Source organism: Spirosoma soli, assembly GCF_042684525.1.
In the GTDB taxonomy this organism is placed as follows: domain Bacteria; phylum Bacteroidota; class Bacteroidia; order Cytophagales; family Spirosomataceae; genus Spirosoma; species Spirosoma soli.
In genome coordinates, this window is sequence record NZ_JBHULN010000002.1 from 566,650 (window position 1) to 590,910 (window position 24,261).

The following is a 24,261-nucleotide window of genomic DNA, read 5'->3' on the forward strand; positions in this document are numbered from 1 at the left end:
GTGATTAATTATATATGAGGTTTCATTCTACAATTGTGCTTTACTCTTTAACAACAGACTTTGTCACGACACCATTTTTAGGCGTCGTTAAGCGCAGATAATACATACCTGCGGGTTGATTGCTTAGCTTCAATAATTCGGTTTGAAGCTGACCATTTGTTTGTCGCGTAATGTGTCGGATGATCTTACCTTCGGCGTTGAAGAGTTGTATTTCGATCGTTTGCCGGGTTGGTACATTCCAGTCCACAGATACATCGCTCACCGTCGGATTTGGATAAACAGTTAGCTGGACTGGTTCGGTCAATGGCTGTATAGCCAGCGGAGCTCTGACAACCAGCGTGTATTCATTGCCATTATCACCCGCGCCACAAGCACTAACCAAGTTCTTGATGGCATAGGTGGTGTTCTTAGTTGGACGTACCCACCTTACGTAAAGAGAATCCGTTGCATTTCTGGGGAAACCGTCCCAATCCATAAATGTCCAGGGGCCGTCCCCCGTGAATCGAATACGAATGGCAGTACTGTCGCCGGGGTATACGTCACCGTCACCGGTAAGCCGGGCGGTTGCTTTCGCGGATACCCGAACCTGGACTTCACGAGTCAGACTTTCACAATTGAACTCATCTTTCTGCGTAACGTAGTAGGTTGTTAAGCTAGCCCGATCCGTAACGGGAATCACTTGAGTTAAAGGTGTTCCGCTACGGTCAGCAGTCGTATACCAGGTTAGCCGCCCTGTCGCCGTCGCTGACAACGGTGTAGCAGTCGTACCAATACAGAAAACAGCGGTGGATGGCACCAAAGGTCTGTCTGGCATTGGCCGAACAGTGAATATTATTCGAGCCGCGGGACTTGTACAGCTACCGGCTTTTTGAACAACAGAATATGTAAAGGCGTTGGGCTGTGACGTATCAGGCGTTGGAGCCGTATCACTAGAACCTACAATGCCTGGTCCTTGCCAACTCAGGCCCGTGCTGGGACTGGCTGTCAGCGGCCCCACCCGAGCGCCTTGGCATACCGCTTGAGTCGCGGTAACAGTGGGAGCTGGCGGAGGAGCAACAACCGAGACGACGACGGGGAAACGGGCGCTTTCACAGTTGTTAGCATCGGTTTGCGTTACATAAAAAGTGTAGACTTTAGGCTCCGTCGTGAAGAAACTAGGCGATTCGGACCTGGGAGACCCGCCCAATGAATCCGTATACCATTTGATGGTGTTACCTGCTGTAGCCGTTGCAGAAAGTGGCCGTGCCGTTTCCTCAACACAATAGCGGATGGAACTAGCCAATGGCGTAACTGGAGCAGGCAACACCGTCACACTTATGGTTGAGCGTGAACTCTCGCAGCCATTGACTGTCTGGCTGACAGAATACGATTGTACACCTGAAGTTGAGGTTTGCGGTGTGGGCGCTCCTGCCAACTTCCCTGACTGGCCATACCATGTTAAAGCTACCCCTCCTGCCGTTAGGGGTTTTGAAATGGTGTTCTGACACAACCGTACCGACTGTACAGTTGGCACATCTGGATTTGGATTGATAATGGCTTTGACGGCTGCCCGCGGGCTTTCACAACCATTAATCGTTTGTGAAACGTAAACGGTCTGTTCTCCTGAGGACTGGCTATTCAGCAATGGCGGTTGCGTAGATGGGGGCCCACCCGTAGGGGTTGAGTACCACAATGCCCCCGGAATCGACGCTGAGAACTGGCCCTGCGCTCCCTGGCAAACTGAAACGCTATTCACCTTTGGTGCTTCGGGAAGCGCCACAACCGTTACAGATACGGCCTGACGCAGACTTTCGCAACCATCATTTACGGTTTGGCTAACGTAATACACACTTGACTTATCGTTTGGTGGCGTGGGTGCATTGGTGAGCGATTGAGAGCTTACATTCGTTTCGTACCATTTTAGATTATCTCCTTTAGCACTTAATGGGACAGCAGACGTTCCAGAGCAAAGTGATACCGAATTAGCTACCGGAGAAGCTGGGGCCGCTTGAATACTTACACTGATTGAAGCGCGTGGCCCCTCACACCCTTTTTCCGTCTGACTAACCGAATACGATTGCGCACCAGCAGTAGACGTATTAGGCGTCGGGGCTGCTATCAACTTCCCGGATTGGCCATACCAGCTTAAACCCGTCCCGGCTGCCGTTAGAGAACCAGGCGTTGCATATTGACAGATGGAAATTTGCGCTGTCACTGTCGGGGATGTTGGAACGGCTACAACCGTAGCTTTCACGGCTGCCCGCAGGCTTTCGCAACCATTCACTGTTTGCGAAGCGTAAAAAGTCTGGTCTCCAATGATCTGGCTATTAATAACCGGAGGTTGAGCAGAAGGAGTACCCCCTGTTACGGCGGTGTACCACGATACACCAGAAATTGAGGCTGGGAACTGTCCTTGTGCTCCCTGACAGAGCGACACACTACTAATCGTCGGTGCGGCCGGGACAGCTATCGGCGTTACGTTGATGGCCGCCCGCAGGCTTTCGCAACCATTCGCGGTTTGGCTGACGTAGTAAATGCTAGCTTTATCATTTGGCGGTGTAGGCGCACCAGTCAACGGCTGAGGGTCACTACTCGAAGAGTACCACTTAAAACTGCCCACTCCTGTAGCACTTAGTAACGTTGTCGTTGTTCCTTCACAAAAGAAAACATCTGATACTTTGGGCGCATCTGGCCGACCAATTATTATATTACTGGCAACAGCATTAACAGAATTATTGCTTTGAAGTACAACTCGAATTCTGTAGCCTGTGCCGGGAGTTATTGATTGAGGGATTATGGCGGTAATCGAGTTCGTGCCGGTGCTACTGCCAATAACCAGTCCGTTCTGAAAATTTCCGTTAATGTCCGAAATCTGAACCTGGTTGACAGCCCCATTGGGTAGTGATCCACTAGCTGTAAACGAAACGGGAATGGCTGTGCCTGGGCAGTAGGTTCCGGATAGTGTTCCGGTTGTAATCGTTAGTTGCGTAACCGTGATTTGAGCATACCCACTGATGCTGTCACCGGCTCCGCAACCAGCATCTCTAAAACTCCGGATAAACGCTCTGTCGTAAAAGGTTGACGAAGTAAACGTCGGCGTAACTGTTGTTGAACTGACCGATGAAGTAGCTGTCCGTGTGAGGCCATTGTCTATGTAGGTAACTGACCAGGGGGGCGTTCCGGTAAAGGTTAACTGGACGGGAGCCGTCGCACCAGCCGTGATTGTCGAACTCCCCGAGATAGTCATGGTTGGCAATGCTGCCACGTTTATTTTGCTGGTAGCGCTTACCACGTTCGTAGCGGTCGCAGCTAAACGGAATCGGTAATTACCGTTGCTGGGCCAGGTCGGCAGAACGGCCCGAATTGGAGAAGACGAGCTTATACCCGGTAGATCTTGCAGAACAGCGCCAGTCACATCGATTAGCTGAACTTTAAATGAATTACCAGCGGGGAATGTGCCAGTAGTCGAGAAAGGAAATGACACGGTAGAACCAGCACAATAACTGCCCGTACCAACACTACCAGGGATAATAGCCGGGGTCATATTAGCCTTAACAGTAAATAGACTACTCTGGCTTCCTGTAAGATTGTCAGCATTTAGTCCCTGCGTAACGACCCGAACCCGATATGAGCCAGAAGCCGTATTGCCAGGAATGGTCCCTTTAATGTACCGTACTCCTCCAACGCTGGCATTCTGCTGCTCCCGACCGCTGTATTGATCATTAGAATTTATCAGATCGCCTATAAGCGTTCCACCACTCGTTAACAGTTGAAGCTTGAAACCATTAGCCGTTAGTTCTGATGGAAACCTCCCAGATCCTATGACATACGAAGCTGTAATCTCAGTACCGGGCGTCACATCCGTTGCTACGTTTGCACTAACCGTAGTAATGCTTAACGGCTTAACAGTTATATTAATCGAGCCGCTTACTACTCCGGTAAAGCTTTTGATTTTAGATTGATCAATAACGGTACTGGTAGTGGGACGTATTGAGAAGAAGCCATCTTTGGTTACAGTAATCGTCTTGCCCTCACCCGGTGATTCTATCTGAAAAAACCGCGTACCCGTCCCACCGAATTTGGCAAAGATTGGGGCATCCCCAACCATGTTGCCTACTTGAAAAACATTTCCGTCGAAAGCTAAACTAGGGTCGGCGGCAGGATCGCCATAAGAAAGCGTCAGGGTCGTCTGTGCCTTTACTACACCTAAGCTGATGAACAATACCAGCAGGAGAACCTGACAACTTCGATACGAACTACTATTCATTGTAATGATGGTGTTATAGCTACGGCAAATACCTCTCTACTTACTTAATGCTTTTATTTTTCCGGCCCTTATTAGTTGCCGGATACCGTTGATTATCAATCCACTACCAACGAGCCCCCCTCCGTAGACTGCGTAAATACCAGGCTGCGCATAACTGTTAAAAGTCATAGGTGGTGCAGAACTGCCACCGGGCTGTTGCGTTAACGTTTGCCAGATGGCATACTCAGAATTGAGAGCCGTTAGCCGGTCGCTATACGCGTTGTGGCTGCTTTGAAGCGAACTATAACCAACATAGCTTGCGCCTAAGGCAGCCGTTCCGGCAATGATCTGAATCCAGGCCAGTAATCGATTGGAGGAGACCACCTGACCAAAGGCAAGTTTTGAGCCGTTGGCCTGCCTGAAGGCGAGTAACCGATCCTTGTTGGTCAGCGTAATGCTTACATACGCCTGGCTGGTATTGTCAATTTTGCGATATTGGTAGAAGCCAACAGGTACTTTATCCGTGGTCGAGCGAACTACATTGAGCCAGCTCTTGTCCCATCTAGCCGTTATAGAATCTGAAGCATTGTCAGTGCTACGATAGGAGTAAAGCTTACCCTTAATTGGTTGCTTAGGAATAGAGTTGTTCGAAATAACCGGCTTGGTTTCATTCGTTAAGCTTTCATCGGGCTGCGGAAAGCCCAGACGCACAATGAGTGTGCGCCATTTACCATTTACTTTCTCGGTTCTTAGCTCGGCTACACGCTGTACTGGCTGATAAGCCACATTGATCTGATTATTAGTCTGGTCGTTGTATTTACCATTGAACGTTGAAGTGAAAAACACTTTTACGTATAGATAGGCCTTCCCCTCTATAAGCGAAGACGTTATGATTCTGGAGAATTTAATGGTTGAAGTGTCGGACTTAGAATAGAATATTAACAGATTTTTCAGATACCGATCTACGGGTAAATCGGCGGTGTTTTTTGAGGAAGTATGTGTCGGATCAATGTCATCTTCCACGACAACACCATCATTATAAAAAATCTGATTCTCATTTGGCAAATAGCTGTCTTTGATGGCTTTATCCAGTTCAGCTTCGCTAGTGACGGTTACTATTAGCCCCAATAACTCTTCCAGATTTTTAATAGTATTCTTGGCCTGAAACGTAATTTCATTCCTGTCTCGTCCGGTGATAGTCGTGTCACTATTGTTCACACGAGCAACGTAAATCTTTTTAGCGCCTTTTTGGGCTAACACCGGTGTACTTACCACCGCTATAAGTAATAAAAAGAATGTAAACGTATTTTTCATAGGCAATTCGCATATACAATATTTTGTCGTGCCCCATCACTTCTTGCATAGCCTAGTGTGTAGCCAGCTTTAGTATATGTGCGCTTATATTCAAATTTTTGGTTCTGGATGGAACGACCATTCTGCACTTGTATGATGGTATTCATCGTCATGTTATGAACGAATGTATGTCCGCCCAGATCGGGCGAGGGAATGCCACGTAGTAAAAGCTGTGTTTTGTTCCAGTACGGAGCATTGTCGTATGCGTATGTCCGCTTTATCTGACTAGTACTAGAAATTGTAGAATCGCTTATTAGCTGCCCCTGGTTGTCAAATTCATAATAGATTGTCGTTCCGTCGGTCAGCGTCTTCTCTTTAATCTTACCGTTCGATACCATGGGCGAGGCTCCCTGCTCTGTGAACTGCGTCAGCTTACCACCTCCATCAAATGTGTAGACGCGAATGGGTTGCTGTTGCGCATTAGTTTCGGTGTATGTCTTAAGCTTCCCGTTTTCGAAGGCATATTTTTTAAAACCAAGCAATTGCCCTGACAAGGCATTATTGATTGATACCTGCTGAATCAGCCCATCCTGATACGTATAGATATAACCTGTATTGTTTTGTGTTTTGCTGCCTGCTGTGTATGTAGTCGTTTTGTCGACCTGAGATAGCAGAAAATGGTCAGCTGAATATGTAAAATTTTGTTGGGTGCTTGTTGTTAGAACACCATTCGTCCATTGCCGGTAGTTAACCTCTTCAACATGGCCAAAGGCATTGTATAAGTAGGTTGTCGTATCACGAAGCCCTTCGTTAATATTCGCAATTCGGTAGATCTGACAAGTGCCCGGAATGGCGGAAGCCGGTATTTTAGGCTCCTGATGACAACCAACAGCCTCAACCAGCAGAATAATCCAAAGAAGAAACTTTGATGAGTAACGTTCTCTCATTGAGCAGAAATTAGTTTTAAAGAAACTCGTCGGTTGAGCGCTTTATTAGTTTCGGTATCGTTCGGAGCAATTGGTTGGTTACTGCCAATTCCATTTTTTGTTAATCGGCTGTCAGGAACACCCCTATCAGTTAAGAACTTAGCCGTAGCAAGCGCCCGGTATTGTGATAAGGTTTGGTTAATCTGTGGATTACCAACGTTATCCGTATGCCCCGTGATCTGTAATGTATAAGCTGGGTTAGCTTTCAGATAACGCGCCACCTGCGTCAACACATCCTGAGAATCGGGCCTTAGTTGATAGCTACCCTGCTCAAAGTAGATCATTGGAATGGTATCGGGTAGCGAAAGAGCCGGTTTGGCGGTTACCTCAACAGCGGCAGCTTCCGGCCGGAGAACAGGGGCCGGTGCCGGTACGAGGTTCACAGACGGTTGGTTAACCGACATAAAATTTAATCCCTTATTTAGGCGAACCGAGCGTCGGGTCACCTTGTCCCCGTAGCTTACGGCCAATTCATACGAACCCGGGACTAAATCATAGGAAACATATTGGTGTGCGTAACCCGGTACAACTAGTAAGGAAACCGTTTTCTCCTTTGTCCGTAATTCACAGTGCGTTGCTTCTGGCGCGTTAACGGAAAACAGGGTTAGTTCACGTTGCAGCCGTATTTCATGTTGCAGAGATTGGCCATTTAGCTGCTCAACAATCAGGTTGCCGTTGTAAGATTGGTAGCCGTCGGACCGTACCTCTAAGGCGACAATGTCTTTCTGGTCGAAGTCGCGCTGAAGCCAGCCTTGTGCGTTGGTACCCAGACAGCGTTTATCTCCAGTCTGGGTATATTGAAAGCAGACGGTAGCCGAAAGAGGCTTACCTTGAATAGCATCAGTAACGAGGAACGTATTGTGCTGAACATGGTTGCTATCCCTACTAGATTGATTAGAAGCGCTATCGAGCAGTACATAGCTGGTCTGTTCGGTCTGTAAATAAGGGGTGTTTAATGTCTGTTTATCCGTTGGAATAAGTGGAATTACCAATGTAACGGGTGCGTTGTACCGGCGGGCAACGAGCTCTACTGGAATCGTTTGAGGCCGGTAACCGGCTCGTTCAATACGAATTGCCGTTGTCCCAAAAGGCAGTGCAGCGGTAAACATTCCCGTAGAATCGCTAGTCCCTACCTTCTGGCGACGGCTAGCTGTTCTCGCGAAAAAACGGGCGGAATCCAAAGGCTGATGGGTTTTATAGTCAACAAGCTGACCCTGGAGGTAAATAGCTAAAGAATCCGGCTGCTGTCCCTGGACCAGCAGCGGAGCCGCACTTAGCCATGTGGTTAGCAACCAGGTCAAGTTCATATTCATTTACTGAGCTTGAGCTGATACGCCAATAGAACCTAGTAACAGATTCCACCGCACATCATCCTGGCCATTTTTAACCATATGGTAGCGCTCTAACTTAACCCGGACATTCTTCTGGGTTATATCAGTATACTGCGTGTTACGGCCGTAGCCGATAAAGGTTTGCTGACCGGTTATAACCCCGTAATAATTTCCGTCTGCCGCCTGAGACAATTCTTTGAGGTACTGAATTTCGGTCCATTCAATGTTAACTGACTTATAATTAAGTCTTTTCAAATTAGTCAGGTATGTACGAATCGGATAACGGCGAGCGCCGGGCTGACTGTTGGAAGTTACTTCCATGGTAGAGGCTGGCATAAACAAGCTTACGGCTTGTTCGATAGCCTGATTTCTTTCGTAGTCAGAGTTAGATTTGTTCGCGATGATTTTCAGGTAGGAAGCAAATTCTTCTACCCTGTCCAGAGCTTTCTTGCGGTATTGCTGGTACTCTTCTTCACTAAGAACCAGCTTACTTGTCGGCCGGGCTGGAGTTGCCGAAGGCGAATCTGAGTTTGCAGATGGAACGGTAGCTTCTAGATCTGGTTTTTTAATAGGGGCAGGCTCAGGAGCTGAAGCAGGCGTTACATTAGTTGTCTGTGGTGGAACTGCTGTTGAGTTAGCGCTGAGAGGCTTCTGTACAGTCGCTAATATTGGAGCTATCTCAGTGGCTTCCCGGATTAAGCTATGCCGTCCGTCCTTATAGAAAATGGCAATAAGTTCCCCTTTTGAGATTGACGCTGATTTGCCGTCGTTCGTCAAATAGTTAACAATATCATCGTTTTCAAGAGAAATTTTTGCCGGAATAACTTCAAATGGTACAGCACGTAGTAAGAAGTCTTTATCCTGCCAGACAGTTGTCGTCAAAAACGTTTGTAATTCCTGTTTAGCCTGGTCTAGCTCGGGACTGAGTTTACTGACGACCAGAAAATTACCTTTTCTGAAAGCCACCAGCACGTTCTGACGTTGCAAGCTATACGTACTGGGCACATTGTCCTTCAGCACAGAAAATACGACTCGGTCATCGGTAATATCGGTAATACGTGCGTTAGGCAGCCGGTTACCATTCGCTGTATAGATTACGTCCTGAGCCAAAAGCTTTGACGTTAAACTAAGAAATAAAAGTAGTAGGGGTAGATATTGCTTCATGAATTAGAATTATTGGTGTGACTAACGCATTGATTTGACAAGCTGGTGAGTTGCATCAGTGATAAAGGCTTCAAGCTCATCTTGATCTAAGGACTGATAAGCTCGGCTGCTAATCTTACGCAGCTGAGCCTTTTCGCCGGGTTTTAACCAAAAATTACTGACGAAGACACCTTGCCCACCGGCTTTTTTATACAGTCCTCTGCATCCTCCCAGACAGGGCGTGTAATGAATTTTGTAGGAGCCGACAATTTCATTGGTCTTTACGTGGACCAGTTTAAATTCAACCGAAGCACCACGCATATCACGGTACTCGTTAATCAGTCGTTGCTGGTCATCGCCTTCCGTAAAGCAAACATTAGTTGTATAACCGACCGGATTATCTAATCGGACAAGCTCCAGGATCAGATCGGTGTTAGTCAATGAGCTGATCTTAGAATACGCAACACTTTGGTTGGCATCTAATACCTCGTTGAACAGACCTCGGTCGCGAACGCTGAAACCTTCTTTGAAAAGCTGCTTTTCGATCGCGTTATACAAAGCTGTTTCATCATACTGCGATTCTACATACTGTATCTTGGGAGCTGAACGGCCATTACCGGCCTGTCTAACGATAACAGGGTTGACTACTGCCGACTGATTACTGGTAGTGCCCTGCGTATTCGTAACCCCTTTGCGCGTATTAGGGACACGGAGAACAATTCTTGGCGATTTGTTGACGAGCATAATCTCCGTCAGCGCATCCCCAGAGGCCAATTCTGGTGGCTTTTGTGCAAAGCGAACTACAGCTTTCTGGCTGCAGCTAATTTGGAAACACGCAATGAGGAAGATGAAAACACAGCTGTTTTTCATTGATCAAAAGAAGGTGAGTATGTTACGGTCAAGTATTATATTAATAGGCTGTTCGAAACCTGTAATCTGAGTTCAAACGGTCCATTTCTGCATGCTAATTGAGTGACTCACACAATGGGTTCACCCACGATTCTCCATCAGTTTAAGGCGATTATCTTATGCTAATGCAAATCTGAGTTACAAGTTAGTAGGTCTGACTGCTAATACCTTCACATAGACTAGTGAAATCATGATAATAATTACTAACATTTATTTTTCGGCAGGTATTAACAACACTCCTGCGGCTCCTGAATAAACTATTGACAAGCAAGCATTTTAAGGGTATTTGCCCTGTAAGAGAGTTATACCTTGCGTTTCACACAAATTGACAATCAAAATCAATTAAGTACTTATTACTATAACCATACAACATGCTACTCATATTCACACGTTGAATTTGCTATTTAGAGATGACTAACCAATCACATGTTTGAAAGGCTCAAAAATGGCTGTTTTCTGAGCAAAGTGGCTATCCTATTTGGGACAAAAACTGTCCAATTAGGGACATTATAGAAGAAATAACAGAGATAAGGGTGCTTTATAGTAGCAATTACAATTACCATCAACGAATATAGCTAGCTTCACAGCTACCGTGCTAGCCGAGCAGTTCCTAAACAGAAGCTCCATCATTGCTTTCAATGAAAGCAATGATGGAGCTTCTGTTTAGGAGAGTTGGACGCAGACTAAACGCCCGCCATTACCGATAAACTACCAGACAATAACCACTGACGGCTTCGCTACGTCGGCGGGTATGTTCACGGTGAGTAAGTTATTGGTAAACGTCCACTTTAGCGCTTTTCCGCCTTCTAACGACACTTGTTTAGGCGATTTGGCAGCATAAGCGCTGAACGTACCCGACTCGTACAGACGTACTATCGCTTTTGAAGCACTTCTTTCTTCTTTAGTGATTGTGGCTGGCGCATTATACTTGTTCGTTAGGCCGAACGGGGCAAATCCATTTTTAACCGGAACTACGTAATGTAGTTGGTATCCCATTCGGGACAGACTCACTGGGAATGAGTCCGTTCGTTTGGCGATGCGTGTTTTGCCCGAGAAATAATCATACAACGCAAATTGATCGCCTTTAAGGCCTTTGATGTCGGCCGGCCGAAAGATGCCCTTCACCTGCTCCGTATCGGCCGCGTTGAACAAAGCCAGCAGTCCGGTTGAACCGGCAAACGAATAGGCTTTGAAGAGTTGAGGGGCCTGCACCTGAAACAGGCAGTCTTCGGTGGGCAGCAAGGGAGTTGTCGCTCTTATTGATTTTCCGTCGGCAAACACGAGCCGGTTCAGTAACTCAAAATCTTGTTTGCCGGGCTTGTCGGTAATGTAGATCGGTCCGTTGTTAAGGGTACGAGCAAGGGCATGGAAAACCGCATTGGGGTTATACGACTCGAACATGTCAAAGTCAGGAATAGCCATCTGCGAGAAGTACAGTGAGTTGTACACCGCCTGCAACACGTGGGCGGCAGCATTGCCTTCTTCCAGGTTGTAGGTCTTTCCCTTGTCGGCTGGGAAATAGTCCTCAACGGCTCTGGCTACGGCCGAAGTGCCAAAATTCAGATAAGCGTCGGCCGTCATGTCCATGCAATTGATAACCGCTCCGTTAAAGTGCTTATCAATTGATTTATAGAGCGCTTTGTGGATAGCCTCCGACAAACTAAAAATTGGGTACGTGTTCAATGCCATTCGCTCGGCTACCAGTTGATTGTCTACCTTCAGGAAATCAATGCCTTCGCCCTTAAGATAGCGGTGCCAACTGTCGAAGAAAGTGGTCAGGGAATCACTGTCGGGCCGGATAAAGTGATACGTCTTCAACGTAGAATCTTTGCCGACGGGCGACTGGCGCTGTACCCACGAGAACAGCTGCCCGTTGTAGCGTTGCCCTAGTTCAGACTCGGGATCGATGCCGTTCCAGTAGCCATCAAAGGCGTGCCATACGCCCGTGTACTTAACGCCATACTGCGTTTTCAACTTGTCGATTAATGGCTTGAACCCGTTAGGAAACTTCTTTGGATCAGGTTGCAGCGATTGCAGCTGCTGGTTCCGGTGCGTAAACCACCCATCGTCGAACAAGACCCAACCGAGCGGAAACTTTCGGTCACTAAAGGTTTTGATGCCTTCCAGCACATGCTCTTCGTCGAGCTTATTGCCATTGTCTGACGAGTTCCAGGTACACCAGCCCATGTACTGCATCGGTTCGGGCAGCGTTTTTTTAGCGCTTACATTCTCTCCTTTACCCATGGCCGACAAAGCCGTTTGGTAGATGCGCTCGAAAAGTTCATAGGGATCTTTTCCGAAAGCAACGGCAATGGCCGGTATCGTTTTCACGGGCTTGTTTTCGGCGTAACTCACCGACTTACTGCCCCACTGGCTCCCTTGACTACCCAAGGTCGTTCGGAAACCGCTACCGCTCATGGGCACAGCAGCACCGTAGATGCCGTCGGCATACTGCCAGTAGAAAAACTGAACATCCCAGTCCTGCATTTTAGTGGCATCCGTAATGGCTATGGGTTTCGTCCAGCTGTTCCAGGGTTTGTAACGCCAGAGCGTAACCCCACGCTTCAGTTGAGGAATGTTATCAAAGAAAACCCCGGCGAACTCCTGAGATTTTATGTCGGCATTATCAGTTTGCAACGTGAGCAAGGCCACATCGTTACGGACTGTTTTCTGTACGGGCCATGAGCCAGCCTTATTCTGCATCGCTCCGGTTCCTCCCGTTAGTCGGTCAGCATTGCCCCAACGAACGGAAAAAGACTTATTCGCTTGCGTTTCGGTAATTGAGATCGTCTGGGCGACTCCTAGTAAGGTTGTTAGCAAAAAGAAGAGCAGAAAACCTGTTCGAATTTTCATTTATTTATTACGTTACTGTTTGATTTTCAACCCTCTGTACACTTTTTAAACGAAATCCACTAAACTATGCCAGCTATACGAACACACGAAACGATGCACTCACGCATAGTTTTGGCGGACGAAGTTAAGCATGAATGCATGTACGGCTACTGGATTGGCCAGTTTAAGTGTCAAATTAACACAATTAACGTAACGGCTAGTGCAGAGCGACAGTATAAACGGTGACACTATGCTGGTCAGTCCTAACTTTTACGGAAAGGCCAGCACTCATCGTTACTGTATGCCAAGCCCAATTTCGGCCGCTATAAGGCAGCACGCACTACCAGAGCGAACGTAACTCAAACTTGTGGCACGCTTAAAAACGAAGAGAAATACAAAGATGAGGCCTTGGTAAAGCCTTATTCCGGTAGGCTAGTCACTAAACGGTTACTAAAAAATATTTTAAGATAACATAGAGAACTGATAAATTTACTTAGCTTACAATGAGGTCAGCATTTGATGCAGGTAACAGGAAGGATGAAGCTCCGAAAAAGGCCCTCATTCGTAATAAAAGCACAAGGAGCAGTTCGGCAAGCGAAATATCACGTAGCGCAATACGTATGGCAAAAGTTTTAGTTGTTGAAGACGAAGAGCAACTCCGATTGAATATCAGTGAACAACTTGAACTCGACAATCATGAGGTTGGGTCAGCTATGAATGGAGCAGAGGCCCTGGCTTTGCTGTCATCTTTCACACCAGATTTAATTTTATGTGACATCATGATGCCCGAAATGGACGGCATCGAGTTTATCCGGGCCATCAAACGCAGCGTGTTGTACCGTTCAATTCCACTTATTTTCCTGACGGCTAAGGTATCGCAGCAAGACATGCTTCAGGGACTGGAAGAGGGAGCCATCGATTACCTGCAAAAGCCCTTTCTGCACAAAGAGTTGTTACTTAAAGTCAACAACATCATCAATCAGCAGAAAGACTTACTCATTCATCAGCTACAGAAGACCGTAGCCAGCGAAGAAGCTGACTTTCAATTTATTCGCCAATTTACAGAACAGCTCGAACGGAACTTTGCCAATTCCTCGTTTACCATAGATCAGATGGCGGAGGCAATGAACATGAGCTTATCAACCTTACAGCGAAACCTAAAACGCTATTTTCAGCGAGGCTTCGGTGAAATCATAAGAGAATATCGCCTGTTGAAGGCCGCCGAATATCTAATACAAACCGATCAGAGTCTGCAATGGATTGCCAGCCGATGTGGTTTCAGTAGCTTATCTTACTTTTCGTCTTCCTTCAAGGAAGCAAATCAAATATCACCGCTACGGTTTCGGCAGAATAATCAGTCTAACGGCTTACCTACCTGACGATACGGGTTCATAGATAGCCTTTGCAGCGTTGTGTTTTACCTTACGCGGTAATTTCCGTTATTAAATTATCCACGCGGGTGTTTAAAGTTTTCATCACCAAGGCATGTTGCTTGAGAAACTGGTTAAAGCTCTCGCATTGATTCAGCTTGTTTGCCCGATCAGCATGCTCAAGTTCGGTCAATAAATTATCCATTGTATCCAATATCGTATCTTGGAGAGTCTGGTACCGTTTTACCGTTTCACAGGGTAGGCCAGCCGATTGGTTAAGGATGGCGCTAATGACATGAAAATTACGATGAAGGCGTTCAGCTTCTACTTCCCAATTGGCTTTGCCAGCCTGATTGTAATTCCGCGTAACTGATGGGTTGACTTTAAGAGCGTGCATAGTTCCGATAGCTGATAGAATAGGTAATTACTGACCTTGTCTGCGTTTATACTTAGGTATCCTGCAAGGAAGGTGCCAGTTACAAAGCTAGACGCGTATTTTTTGACTCAGACGTCTTTTTTTTCATCGCTTAAGTTATGTTAAGTCCTTAATCAGCTAATAATAGTAGATTTAATACTGCTTTCGTGCCCATCAAACACCTATGAGCTTGTCTTACTCTACATCCGTGTCATCAAATTTCAATTCGGCTGATACTGGTTTTGGCACGCTCCTGTGTGATCCCGTCTGGAGCCAAGACCATACCCTTATTGATCTGATCATCCGGTGGGCCAACCCGCAGGCAGGTGCTTATTTCTCTTTTGATCCAACTCTCATTCAGCCGGGTAATATGCTTTCAGCATGGCTCAAAGACAGCCTTGCTACATCGCTGAATAGCGTGTACCATCAGTTGGATCTGACAGGATCAGCAACCATTGATGCCATAATCAATAGACAAGGCCTTACCCGCTTTCGATTCAGCGCCCTCCACACGGGCTATGTGGTTATGTTGGAGCGTATCGAAAATGTACCTCTGGCAGATACAGCTATTCAACAACAGGGAGTACTCAAAGACCTGTTGGATAAGTTGCCCGGAGCTTCAGCGGTGTGGGCACCCATCCGAAACGAATCCGGAGTTATCATTGATTTTCAGCCTGTGCTGATAAACCAGCTGATGGCAACTTTAATGACTAAAAACTGGGAAGAAATAAAGGTCCAGACCTTGTTAGAGTTCTATCCTAGTGGGACAGAAAACGGCTTTTTCAGCAAACTGGTCAGCATTAGTGAGCAGGGAGAAACGCTTGATTACGATCATCACTACCAACGCGACGGTCAGTCATTATGGCTAAATGTGTCGATGTTTCACATCAACGGTAACGTAGTTGCTTATTGTCGGGACATTACTGATCGCAAACGAATCGAAGCGGATATAGTGCGACGTCTAAAACTAGAGTCAATCATCTCATCGTTGTCCAGCCGTTTGATCAACATTAACACTGAGCTATTAGAATCATGTATTGTCGATGCATTACAACAGATTGGCATTTACAATCAGGCCGACCGGGTTTACATTTCCATGTATTCCAAGGATCGGCAATTTATGACCTGTCTTTACGAATGGTGTGCTTCGGGCATTCAGCCCCAGAAACATCTGCTACAGAATCGACCCGTTGGCCAATACAGCTGGTGGCGCGAAATGATAGACAAGAACCAGATTATCTGCATTAGGTCATTGGATGAGCTCCCTCCTCAGGCGGCTGAAGTGAAACTAGGTCTACAAACCCAGGGCGTACAATCAATATTGAGCATTCCTCTCAAGCTTACGAACCAACAGGGTCTAATTGGCTTTACCAGCGTCCGGCAGGAACGGGACTGGGATGAGAGAGACATCGTTTTGTTAAAGACGTTCGCGGGTATCGTTGTCAATGCGCTGAATCGCCAGCAGAACGAACAAACCGTACAGCGAACGTACAAACGCCTAGAGGGCCTACAACGTATCGACAAAGCTCTACTGGAGAATAGCCTTACCGACAAACATCCAGCCATTATTGCCTTACAGCATATTAACGATTTGATTCCCTGCGAACGGCTGCTCATTTTCAGTATCGACCACGCCCAGGGGCTTGCCCGTGCTGAAGGAAGGCTTGTCGATGGCATCGTAGATGCTTACCCCGATATTGTCTTGCCAGCTCGCTTTTTCTATACCGAAAAGCTACTGGCCGGCCGAACAATTTCTATCCAGGAATTGACGACTGACAATCCCTGGATACCACCTATGCTAAATTTATACGACCGTGGATTCCGGTCGATGGCGTTGGTTCCTTTGTTTAGCCAGGACCAGTACATTGGTGTTTTTATCCTTGTGTCCAAAACTCCGAATTTTTTCCCCGAAGAGCAACTTGAGATTGCTCAGGAAGTAGGCCGCCAGTTATCAATTGCATTATATCAGCAGCAACTCCGAGACCAGGTTAAGCAACATACTGAATTGCTGGAACAACGCGTTGTCGAACGAACCGCGGAAATCAGGCAGTTATCGGCTTTGCAGAACGCTATTCTCGAACATGCCGGACTAGCGATTGTTTCAACCGACACCAGTGGATTAATTCAATCCGTTAACCCCGCGGCCGAAAAACTCCTGGGCTACAAGGCAGATGAACTTATCGGCAAAGTGCATCCAACCCTGGTGTTTGATCCTAATAATTCCGGTTCAGCCGTACTTTCTTATCGGCACGACTATTCCTATCAGGCCGACTCGTCCGCGTATCGATTAAACCTGACCAACCAAGGTTACTATTCTCTCGAATGCAAGCTGAATGGTAAAGAAGGCCGAACGATTCCAGCTTTAGTAACCATCAGTGTTCTGCAAGACGAAACGGGATTGATTATGGGCTACGTTGGTATGGCAACCGACATTACAGCCCTGAAGACTGCCAAATTAGAGCTTGAGCGGAAAAAAGATGAGTTAGAAACCTTCTTCGAAGCCTCTCTTGATCTGCACTGCATTGCCGAGGCAGATGGTACGTTGTTAAAGATTAATCGCTCCTGGGAAACCACGTTTGGTTACACAACCGCGGAAATTCTAAGCCGTAATTTTATGGAATTAGTCCACCCTGATGACCGACAAGGTACCATAGACAATATCCGTAAGATTGTTGATCGACTACCTCTCGACAGGGTGATTAATCGAATGCGAAAGAAAGACGGGAGTTATTGCCTGATTGAGTGGAACGCCATTGCCCACGAAAACCTGATTTATGCATCAGCCCGGGACATTACGGAGCAACGGGAATCTGAAGAACAGTTACGCACGGCCAACCATCGCCTTCAACTGGCTACCTGGGCGGCCAGACAAGGCATTTGGGAGCTGGATTTAACAGATTTTTCCCTGTTCTGGGATGAGCGCCAGCACGAGATGCACGGTACGTCGGCCGATACCTTTGGCGGCCACATGAACGATTTTTTAAAGCTTGTTCACCCTGATGATCTAGCTTTTATACAAAGCCTCCACGTCGAGCGAATGTCCGAACACGATGAGCCCATTGGCGGGGAGAAGCGTATCATTCGCCCAGACGGACAACTACGTTATTTGGAAACGCATAGTCGGTTAGTATTAGGCAAAGATGGTAAACCCGAGAAAATGGTCGGTGTCAGCTGGGACGTCACCAAACGAAAGCAAACCGAACTAGATCTTCGAGCCAGTGAAGAACGCTACCGTTCGCTAGTCAATAATTTAAAGGAAATTGTGTTCCAGACAGACTTGTATGGCTGTTGGACATTCCTGAACCCAGCCTGGGAAGAAATCACCGGGTTCACCGTAACCGAATCGCTGGGACAGCCCTTCAATGCCTTGGTCGACCCCGCCGATCGCCCGTTAACCATACAACTTTTTGAGGACCTGATTGTCCACAAAAAGACGTCTTTTCCTTACATAATTCAGTACCAGCACAAAACAGGGGAGCACCGCTGGGCAGAGATTCTGGCGCATGTTATGCTCGATAATGAAGGTCAGCCGATTGGCTCTACCGGCACCATTACGGATATAACCGAGCGCAAACAGTCACTGGATGCTCTCCGCGAAAGCGAACAACGCTTCCGTGACTTCGCCGAAAACGTCGATGAAGTGTTCTGGATTCATGCGGCCAATCCTTTCCGGTTGCTCTACATCAACCCGGCTTACGAACGGGTTTGGGGTCGCTCGTGTCGAAGCCTGTACGAAAATGAAGCTACGTACATGGACACTATCATCGATGAAGATAAAGACGTAGCTATTGCTGCCTGGGCCAGGTACCGTAGCGGTGAAGATGGCTCCGTGCAATACCGGATGAAGGCCATTGATGGCATCCGGTGGATTAGCGTCCGCACGTTTATCACGAAAGACGCCAATGGCTCGCCAATCCGTTATATTGGTATCGCGAATGACATTACCGGGCAGAAAGAAAAGGAACTGGTATTGCAGACCTCGTTGCAACGGGAGCAAGAGTTGAACCAGCTTAAATCGCAGTTTGTATCCACAGCTTCGCATGAGTTCCGAACGCCACTCTCCACCATTCAGTCGAGCGTAGATCTCGTAAAAATGTACTTAAATCGCCCCGATGCCTCCGCTAAAGCATCTGTTGAACGGCACCTGGGTGTTATTCAAAAAGAGATCGCTAACTTCAGCGATCTATTATCGGACATACTAACCATAGGTAAGATTGAAGCGGGTAAAATCGCCTTCAACCCGCGGCTGACTGATATTCTTGCCTTAGCCAAAGACGTAATCGCCACTCACTTTCATCAATGGAACGACAAGCGAACCTTGCAACTACACGTTGATGGAACGCCCCACTTGGTTTACCTCGACGATAAGCTCATGACCCATGTGTTGGTCAACCTGCTTTCCAACGCGTTCAAGTTCTCAAAACAAGACCCCGAACTGCACATCCGCTTCTGCGAGCACCAGGTTAGTTTATTGGTTGTTGACCGAGGCATTGGCATTCCGGCAGAAGACTTACCCCACTTGTTTGAAACGTTCTACCGCGCCAGAAACGCGATCAGTATTCCGGGATCAGGCCTGGGCCTGGTCATTACGCGTCAGTTTGTCGAACTCCAGGGCGGTACAATTACGGTTCAAAGTCAGGAAAACCAGGGCACAACCTTTACCATAAAGTTCCCGCTCGATATGCGCTCAGGCATAAGTAGCCATTAGGCAGTATGGATCTTCATTTGTCTTTTCCTAACCAGGGCGCTTACTGTCTAAACTCAATAACTCGTACCTTTGCGTGCTGTTTTGAGCCAATTTAGTGTTGCCGCTGGGCCAAGTAACGCCTGTGTGGTTTATCATGCCTTATGAAAACTATCTTTTTCTTCTTACTCCTCTCCACAACGGCCCTTGCCCAGTTTACGCTCCCAACTAACGAAGCGGGGCAGGTGCAGTACCAGGAGATCGTACGTTTATCTAACCCGGCGCTGCCCGCCCGGCAGGTGTACACCCAAATTCGCTCGTGGGCCGATCAGCACTACACGGCTAGTAACGAAGCCGAGCAGCAGCGTGATGATGTACATGGCATAGTATTCGTCAGGTCATTTTATCCGATCGAAAAACGAAACGTACGTTATACGCTTACTGTAGAAGCTAAAATTGGGCGCTATCGGGCCACCATAACCGATCTGGTCGTAGAAGGAGACGGCCTTACCCTACCCGTCCGGGCAACGAGCTCGACGGTTGAAGAAATAAAAAAAGCGGCCGACAGCGATGTCAAAAACGAGCAGCTGGTCGAGAAAATAGCGGCCGAACAAGCTGAGCTTTATCAGCAAATAGACAGGGCCTGCCGGGCTACGCTGGCTAGCTTGAAAGAAACGCTAACTACGACCCCGAACAAGTAGGTATCTGAGTAGCCTGTTGAGCATAGTCTGAGACTTCGCTCACCATCGCTGACTTAAAACAGCTACTTTAGAATTTTCGGGGGCCCTTAAGGCATAAATCTATTGCCACGTAAGCTTAAGCAGCGATACGCCCTGGCGAGGTAACGTAAAATTCAGAGCTGCCTGACTGTTTTTTACCGGTATCCATTCAGGTGAACCAAGCAGTTGAAGCTGCCCCGCCTTTTCTAACTCGGCAACTTGCTCAGCCGTTGGGCTTTTAGGCGATCCCATTCGTTTCCAGGCTTCATACGAGTTGCTAAATTGGCGATCGATGCGGTAATGCTCTACCAACACTTTCGTGGCCGGAACGCCTTTCACGGTAACTGAGACGGGAGCAGCGGGGGCGGGTACGTTATCGTCGTGGTAGTTCCACACCATAACCGTGGCGGTTTGCGCGTTTTTGCTGGCCAGCGCATTGATGTCAGCGCCTTTGCGAACACTTTCGTCCCGCACCTTTGCATAATCATAAGCCAGCCCATTGCTTACCGCTACCCGATTGCCTTCCATCATACCGAACATACGGAATACGTTGAGCACGGGTTTGTCTACCCCGTTGGTAGCCAGATCGCGGAACCCTCTAAACCAGGGCTGATCTTCGAACTCAAAAGCCCAGGTTACGGCCCCTACTAAGTTAACGCCACGAGCCTCGGCCAAATCATATTTCCGGGCAAACGAAGCTGCGGTATAGCTGGAATACATGGTGCCATTTCGATACGCGTTCTGGGGGTGGAAATCTTCGGAGCAGGCAGCGCACCCTTCCGGATCAGACTCACCGATGATGATGGGTAACTGTTTTAGCGTTGGGTACGAAGCCACTATTTCGAAGCCTTTATCGATGTCGCGCAGCTGCTTCCCCATATTCATCTGCACAGCACCGTTGACTACCTTTGGATCGCCCTTGGCGTGAAACGTAATAAAATCAAGTGGCGAACCGGTTTTGCCGGTCACGTAATTCGTGCCGCTGACAACGTGGTCCAAAAAGGCCCTCATAAATTTTTCGGAGACCTCCCAGGCCGGGCCGGTTACTTCAGGGCCACCAACTTTGGCGGTTGGTAAAGCCCGCTTTACCGCGTCGGCCGTGTAATCATAGAGTTTAATGTATTCTTCGGGTGTTCCTTTCCAGTAACCAATGTTGGGCTCATTCCATAACTCCCAGTACCAGCTTTCCACCTCCTGCTTACCGTATCGTTGTACTGAATGCGTCACCCACTGATAGACCAATTCGCTCCATTTTTTGTAGTCTTTTGGCGGGTAGGCCCAGCCCGTGTAAATGTCATTGTATTTATCGCCGGGACTCCAATTGTGCCGATACGGTTGCGGTTTTGTCGACAATGCCTCGGGCATAAAGCCGATTTGTGCGATGGGTTTCATGCCCCGCTCGATATACGTATCGAATATTTTATCAACAATGGTCCAGTCGTAAATCGGGTTTCCTTTCTTGTCTTCTGTGTAGGCATTGGTCGAACCCCATTTCAGGGCAGCGGTGCCGTCGCCGGTTACCAGCAGACTATGAGCCCGTACATTGACCGGCACTTTGCTCAACTTCGAGATTTCAGTAAGCAGCTTTTTGCCGTCTTTCATATAGGTGTAATTCGGTTCATCGTAGCCGAACCACGCCCAGATTGGCTTCATAGGTCCTTTGTCCTTCGCCAAATCAACGTCAATGGCAACGGGTTTGGGTTGTGCCTCCTGGGCAGACAGTGGCCCATGAATCAGCAAAGTAACTGTGTATAAACCGGCGTGTAGTAATCGATGGATTCTCGCTCGCATAGCGTTTGGTAATTTTCTTACTATCAAATCACTACAAAGTAGAGCTACTACTCACTTATAATGAGTTCAGAGAAAATTAATCAATAATCAAGCACGGGTATGTCAATGAAACGACGCCCAAACTCCTCACTACGTAGTTAGGCTACCCACGTTAGCGATGCCGATCGACTCCAACTTGCTCGCACCACTCGAGAACCGGGCAGGCCGAACAATGGGGGAGCGTTCCGGTGCAGATGTGCTTACCGAATGGCATCAATAGCCGGTTAATATCAACCCATTGCTCGCGGGGTACCTGCGCTTCAAGTACCTTCAAGGTTTGTTCGGGTTGTTTGGCGTGTACATAACCCCAGCGGTTCACCACGCGATGCACGTGAATGTCAACACTGATGGCAGCCTGCCCGGTGGCAACTCCTAACGCAAGGTTAGCACATTTTGGACCAACACCTTTTAACGACGTTAACGTAGCATAATCGGCAGGCAGCTCACCGTTGAACTCATTGATGATTCGTTCGGCGATGCCATGCATGGTGTAGGCCTTCTGATCAGGATACGTTGTGCCGTATAACAGCTCGGTAAGGGTCGGAATATCGAGCGCCAGCAACTGCTCGGGCGTTCGGGCTGCTTCGAACAAGCGTAGCGAAACCGGAATTGTCGTTTCGTCGAGCGTTCGGATAGAGATGATGCAGGAAATCAGCTGCTCGAACAGGCTGTTGTAACCACGCTCGAATAACGCAAACATGGCGGCCTTCGGGAAGGGCTTGATGGCGTCTTCAATCCGGCTGAGAACAAGGGTAAGGTTAAAGTCAGGTTTCATATAGTCTTTAACCGCAAAGACGCGAAGATGGCGCAAAGGGCACAAAGAATTTATCCATGCGGCCTTTGCGAAAACCTTGCGTCTTTGCGGTTACTAAGGCTAAACCTTCACAATCACCATTTCGACCCGCCGGTTTTCGGGACGCTCTTTCAGGCTCTTGTTCGTGTTGATAGGCCGCGACGGACCATAACCAACCGTATCAATCCGGTCGGCTCGAATGCCTTTACCCACTAAATAACGCTTTACTTCATTAACCCGGTTGCGCGACAGTTCGACATTGGCGTCGAAATCACCGACTGTATCCGTGTGTCCTTCCAGGCGAATGTTCATGGTTGGGTTATCCTGCATCACGACAACCAGCCGGTCGAGTTCCGGAAACGATTCGGGTTTTAAGTCAAACTGCGATGCATTGAAATAAATATTCTTAAGCGTAATCTTTTCTCCGGTCTTGATCGGCACCAGGTCAAAATCACGGGCTACGTCAATGCGGTTAGTGGCCAGCGTATCGCTCTGGCTAAAATAGCCTTTAGCCGAGGCCGTTACGGCATAAACACCCCGCCGACCCACCGGAATCTTATACTTTCCCGTTGGACTGTCGCTGAGTACAGAGTCGGCCGGATCGTCGCCTGCGGCTTCGGCTCCCGATATCAGTTTATACGTAACCGTTGCGCCAATGGGTTTTTGGGTGCGGGCATCCCGCGTGACCCCGTTGATGGCTACTGCTGAGGGCGTGGGAGCAGGCTCTATCTGTGGCTGAGTTGGTGCCGGGTCAGGCGTACCCACACCAGGTGTAGTTCGGGGTGTGTAGCGGGGCGTTTGTGCTTTCGGCTGAACCTGCGGTTGTACTCTTGGCTTTGGCGTACGTTGGGCATAGGTATCCTTCGGCTTCCTGGCTGGGTTAATAATATGAACCCCCCAGAAGTTGAAGCAAACGCTTCCCCGACTATCTCGGCACTCAAATAAGTCAAAAGTGGTGTATCCAGGAGCTACCCGCTCAAAATAAACTACGAAATTAACTTGCTCACCAGCCTCTACCTCCCGCCTTTTTTCGATAGGAATATTTTCGGCCCGAATAAATTTAAACGAACGCTCTCCCTGATTCACATACAGGCGGGCAGTTGGCTCAAACATAATTGTGTTGGTCGTTACGTCGGGGATCGGTACAGAACGCCGTCCGTTAGGCATGGGGATTGAGAAAGGCCATGCCTGCTGTCCTCCCCCCTCCCCTTTGGCCTTATACTTCATGTAGATAATTGTGTACTGTTCCGTTAACTCTACGCGCTTTATGGATACATCACGATCATTGACATCGTCCACGCGGGGGTTTTCGGTCGTATACTGCACTTGGGCGTGCAGCCCTGGTGCGAGCAGGAGCAAGAAAAGAAATGGAAGTACTATGCGGTTCATGGTCGTTGTTCACTGGGCGTTAGCTGTAACGTTTAGACAATAACCGGTATTACATGGTTTAAGCCTGATCTATCGGCAACATTTATAAAGCGTCTTGATTCACGTAAAAAAACAACGCTCAGCAAATTAAATTTACAAATAGATTACTCTATCTCACAAGGCGACTTTACAGAATTAGTCAAATAAAGAATTATCATTGTCAACGCTATATAATTTTTCAAATACATAGCTACGGACACCGATTATACTCATTTATAAGTCTATTGATTTTATCTAGTACTTTATTTTGATAATAGGCTCGATTATCAAATTTATATTTTAACAATTTGCGTCTTGAGCGCG

14 protein-coding genes are annotated in these 24,261 nt (G+C 47.7%); 3 read left to right on the top strand and 11 right to left on the bottom strand.

Annotated elements, in window-relative coordinates; genetic code table 11:
- Positions 1–40 precede the first annotated feature (40 nt).
- The 7 genes from ACFSUS_RS05980 to ACFSUS_RS06010 form a co-directional block, all read right to left on the bottom strand.
- Positions 41–4,246: an Ig-like domain-containing protein gene (locus tag ACFSUS_RS05980; RefSeq protein ID WP_381520443.1), complete on the bottom strand. Its 4,206-nt coding sequence runs from the start codon at positions 4,244–4,246 to the stop codon at positions 41–43.
- A 36-nt stretch (positions 4,247–4,282) separates the two neighbouring features.
- Positions 4,283–5,539 (bottom strand): hypothetical protein, encoded by a 1,257-nt coding sequence (locus ACFSUS_RS05985; protein ID WP_381520446.1) that lies wholly within the window; start codon positions 5,537–5,539, stop codon positions 4,283–4,285.
- Entirely contained in the window at positions 5,536–6,465 is a 930-nt protein-coding gene (locus ACFSUS_RS05990) for a hypothetical protein (RefSeq protein WP_381520448.1), read from the bottom strand. Before ACFSUS_RS05990 ends, ACFSUS_RS05985 begins: the two co-directional genes overlap by 4 nt.
- Positions 6,462–7,811 (bottom strand): OmpA family protein, encoded by a 1,350-nt coding sequence (locus ACFSUS_RS05995; RefSeq protein WP_381520451.1) that lies wholly within the window; start codon positions 7,809–7,811, stop codon positions 6,462–6,464. Before ACFSUS_RS05995 ends, ACFSUS_RS05990 begins: the two co-directional genes overlap by 4 nt.
- 6 nt (positions 7,812–7,817) lie before the next feature.
- Positions 7,818–8,999: a hypothetical protein gene (locus tag ACFSUS_RS06000; protein ID WP_381520453.1), complete on the bottom strand. Its 1,182-nt coding sequence runs from the start codon at positions 8,997–8,999 to the stop codon at positions 7,818–7,820.
- A gap of 21 nt (positions 9,000–9,020) precedes the next feature.
- Positions 9,021–9,848 carry a hypothetical protein gene (locus ACFSUS_RS06005; protein ID WP_381520456.1) on the bottom strand — a complete coding sequence of 276 codons (828 nt, stop codon included), beginning with the start codon at positions 9,846–9,848 and terminating at the stop codon, positions 9,021–9,023.
- A gap of 747 nt (positions 9,849–10,595) precedes the next feature.
- Positions 10,596–12,740 (bottom strand): Sip1-related alpha-galactosidase, encoded by a 2,145-nt coding sequence (locus tag ACFSUS_RS06010; protein ID WP_381520459.1) that lies wholly within the window; start codon positions 12,738–12,740, stop codon positions 10,596–10,598.
- Between the two features lie 599 nt (positions 12,741–13,339).
- Here ACFSUS_RS06010 and ACFSUS_RS06015 point away from each other — a divergent pair.
- Positions 13,340–14,098 carry a response regulator gene (locus tag ACFSUS_RS06015; protein ID WP_381520463.1) on the top strand — a complete coding sequence of 253 codons (759 nt, stop codon included), beginning with the start codon at positions 13,340–13,342 and terminating at the stop codon, positions 14,096–14,098.
- Positions 14,099–14,141: 43 nt separating this feature from the next.
- On the opposite strand, the gene ACFSUS_RS06020 is transcribed toward ACFSUS_RS06015, so the two are convergent.
- Complete coding sequence (locus ACFSUS_RS06020) at positions 14,142–14,486, bottom strand: hypothetical protein (protein ID WP_381520466.1); 345 nt, start codon at positions 14,484–14,486, stop codon at positions 14,142–14,144.
- A 202-nt stretch (positions 14,487–14,688) separates the two neighbouring features.
- Here ACFSUS_RS06020 and ACFSUS_RS06025 point away from each other — a divergent pair, with 202 nt between their 5' ends.
- A complete protein-coding gene (locus tag ACFSUS_RS06025) occupies positions 14,689–19,212 on the top strand; it encodes a PAS domain S-box protein (protein ID WP_381520469.1) in 4,524 nt (1,507 codons plus the stop codon).
- A 140-nt stretch (positions 19,213–19,352) separates the two neighbouring features.
- The gene (locus ACFSUS_RS06030) at positions 19,353–19,889 is read left to right on the top strand and encodes a hypothetical protein (RefSeq protein ID WP_381520471.1); all 537 of its coding nucleotides are present in this window, start codon (positions 19,353–19,355) and stop codon (positions 19,887–19,889) included.
- A 99-nt stretch (positions 19,890–19,988) separates the two neighbouring features.
- Here ACFSUS_RS06030 and ACFSUS_RS06035 read toward each other — a convergent pair whose 3' ends face one another.
- The 3 genes from ACFSUS_RS06035 to ACFSUS_RS06045 form a co-directional block, all read right to left on the bottom strand.
- On the bottom strand, positions 19,989–21,698 hold the full coding sequence (locus tag ACFSUS_RS06035; protein WP_381520474.1) for a GH39 family glycosyl hydrolase: 1,710 nt from the start codon (positions 21,696–21,698) through the stop codon (positions 19,989–19,991).
- A 151-nt stretch (positions 21,699–21,849) separates the two neighbouring features.
- Positions 21,850–22,512 carry an endonuclease III domain-containing protein gene (locus ACFSUS_RS06040; RefSeq protein ID WP_381520476.1) on the bottom strand — a complete coding sequence of 221 codons (663 nt, stop codon included), beginning with the start codon at positions 22,510–22,512 and terminating at the stop codon, positions 21,850–21,852.
- A 99-nt stretch (positions 22,513–22,611) separates the two neighbouring features.
- Entirely contained in the window at positions 22,612–23,919 is a 1,308-nt protein-coding gene (locus ACFSUS_RS06045) for an OmpA family protein (protein WP_381520479.1), read from the bottom strand.
- Positions 23,920–24,261 lie beyond the last annotated feature (342 nt).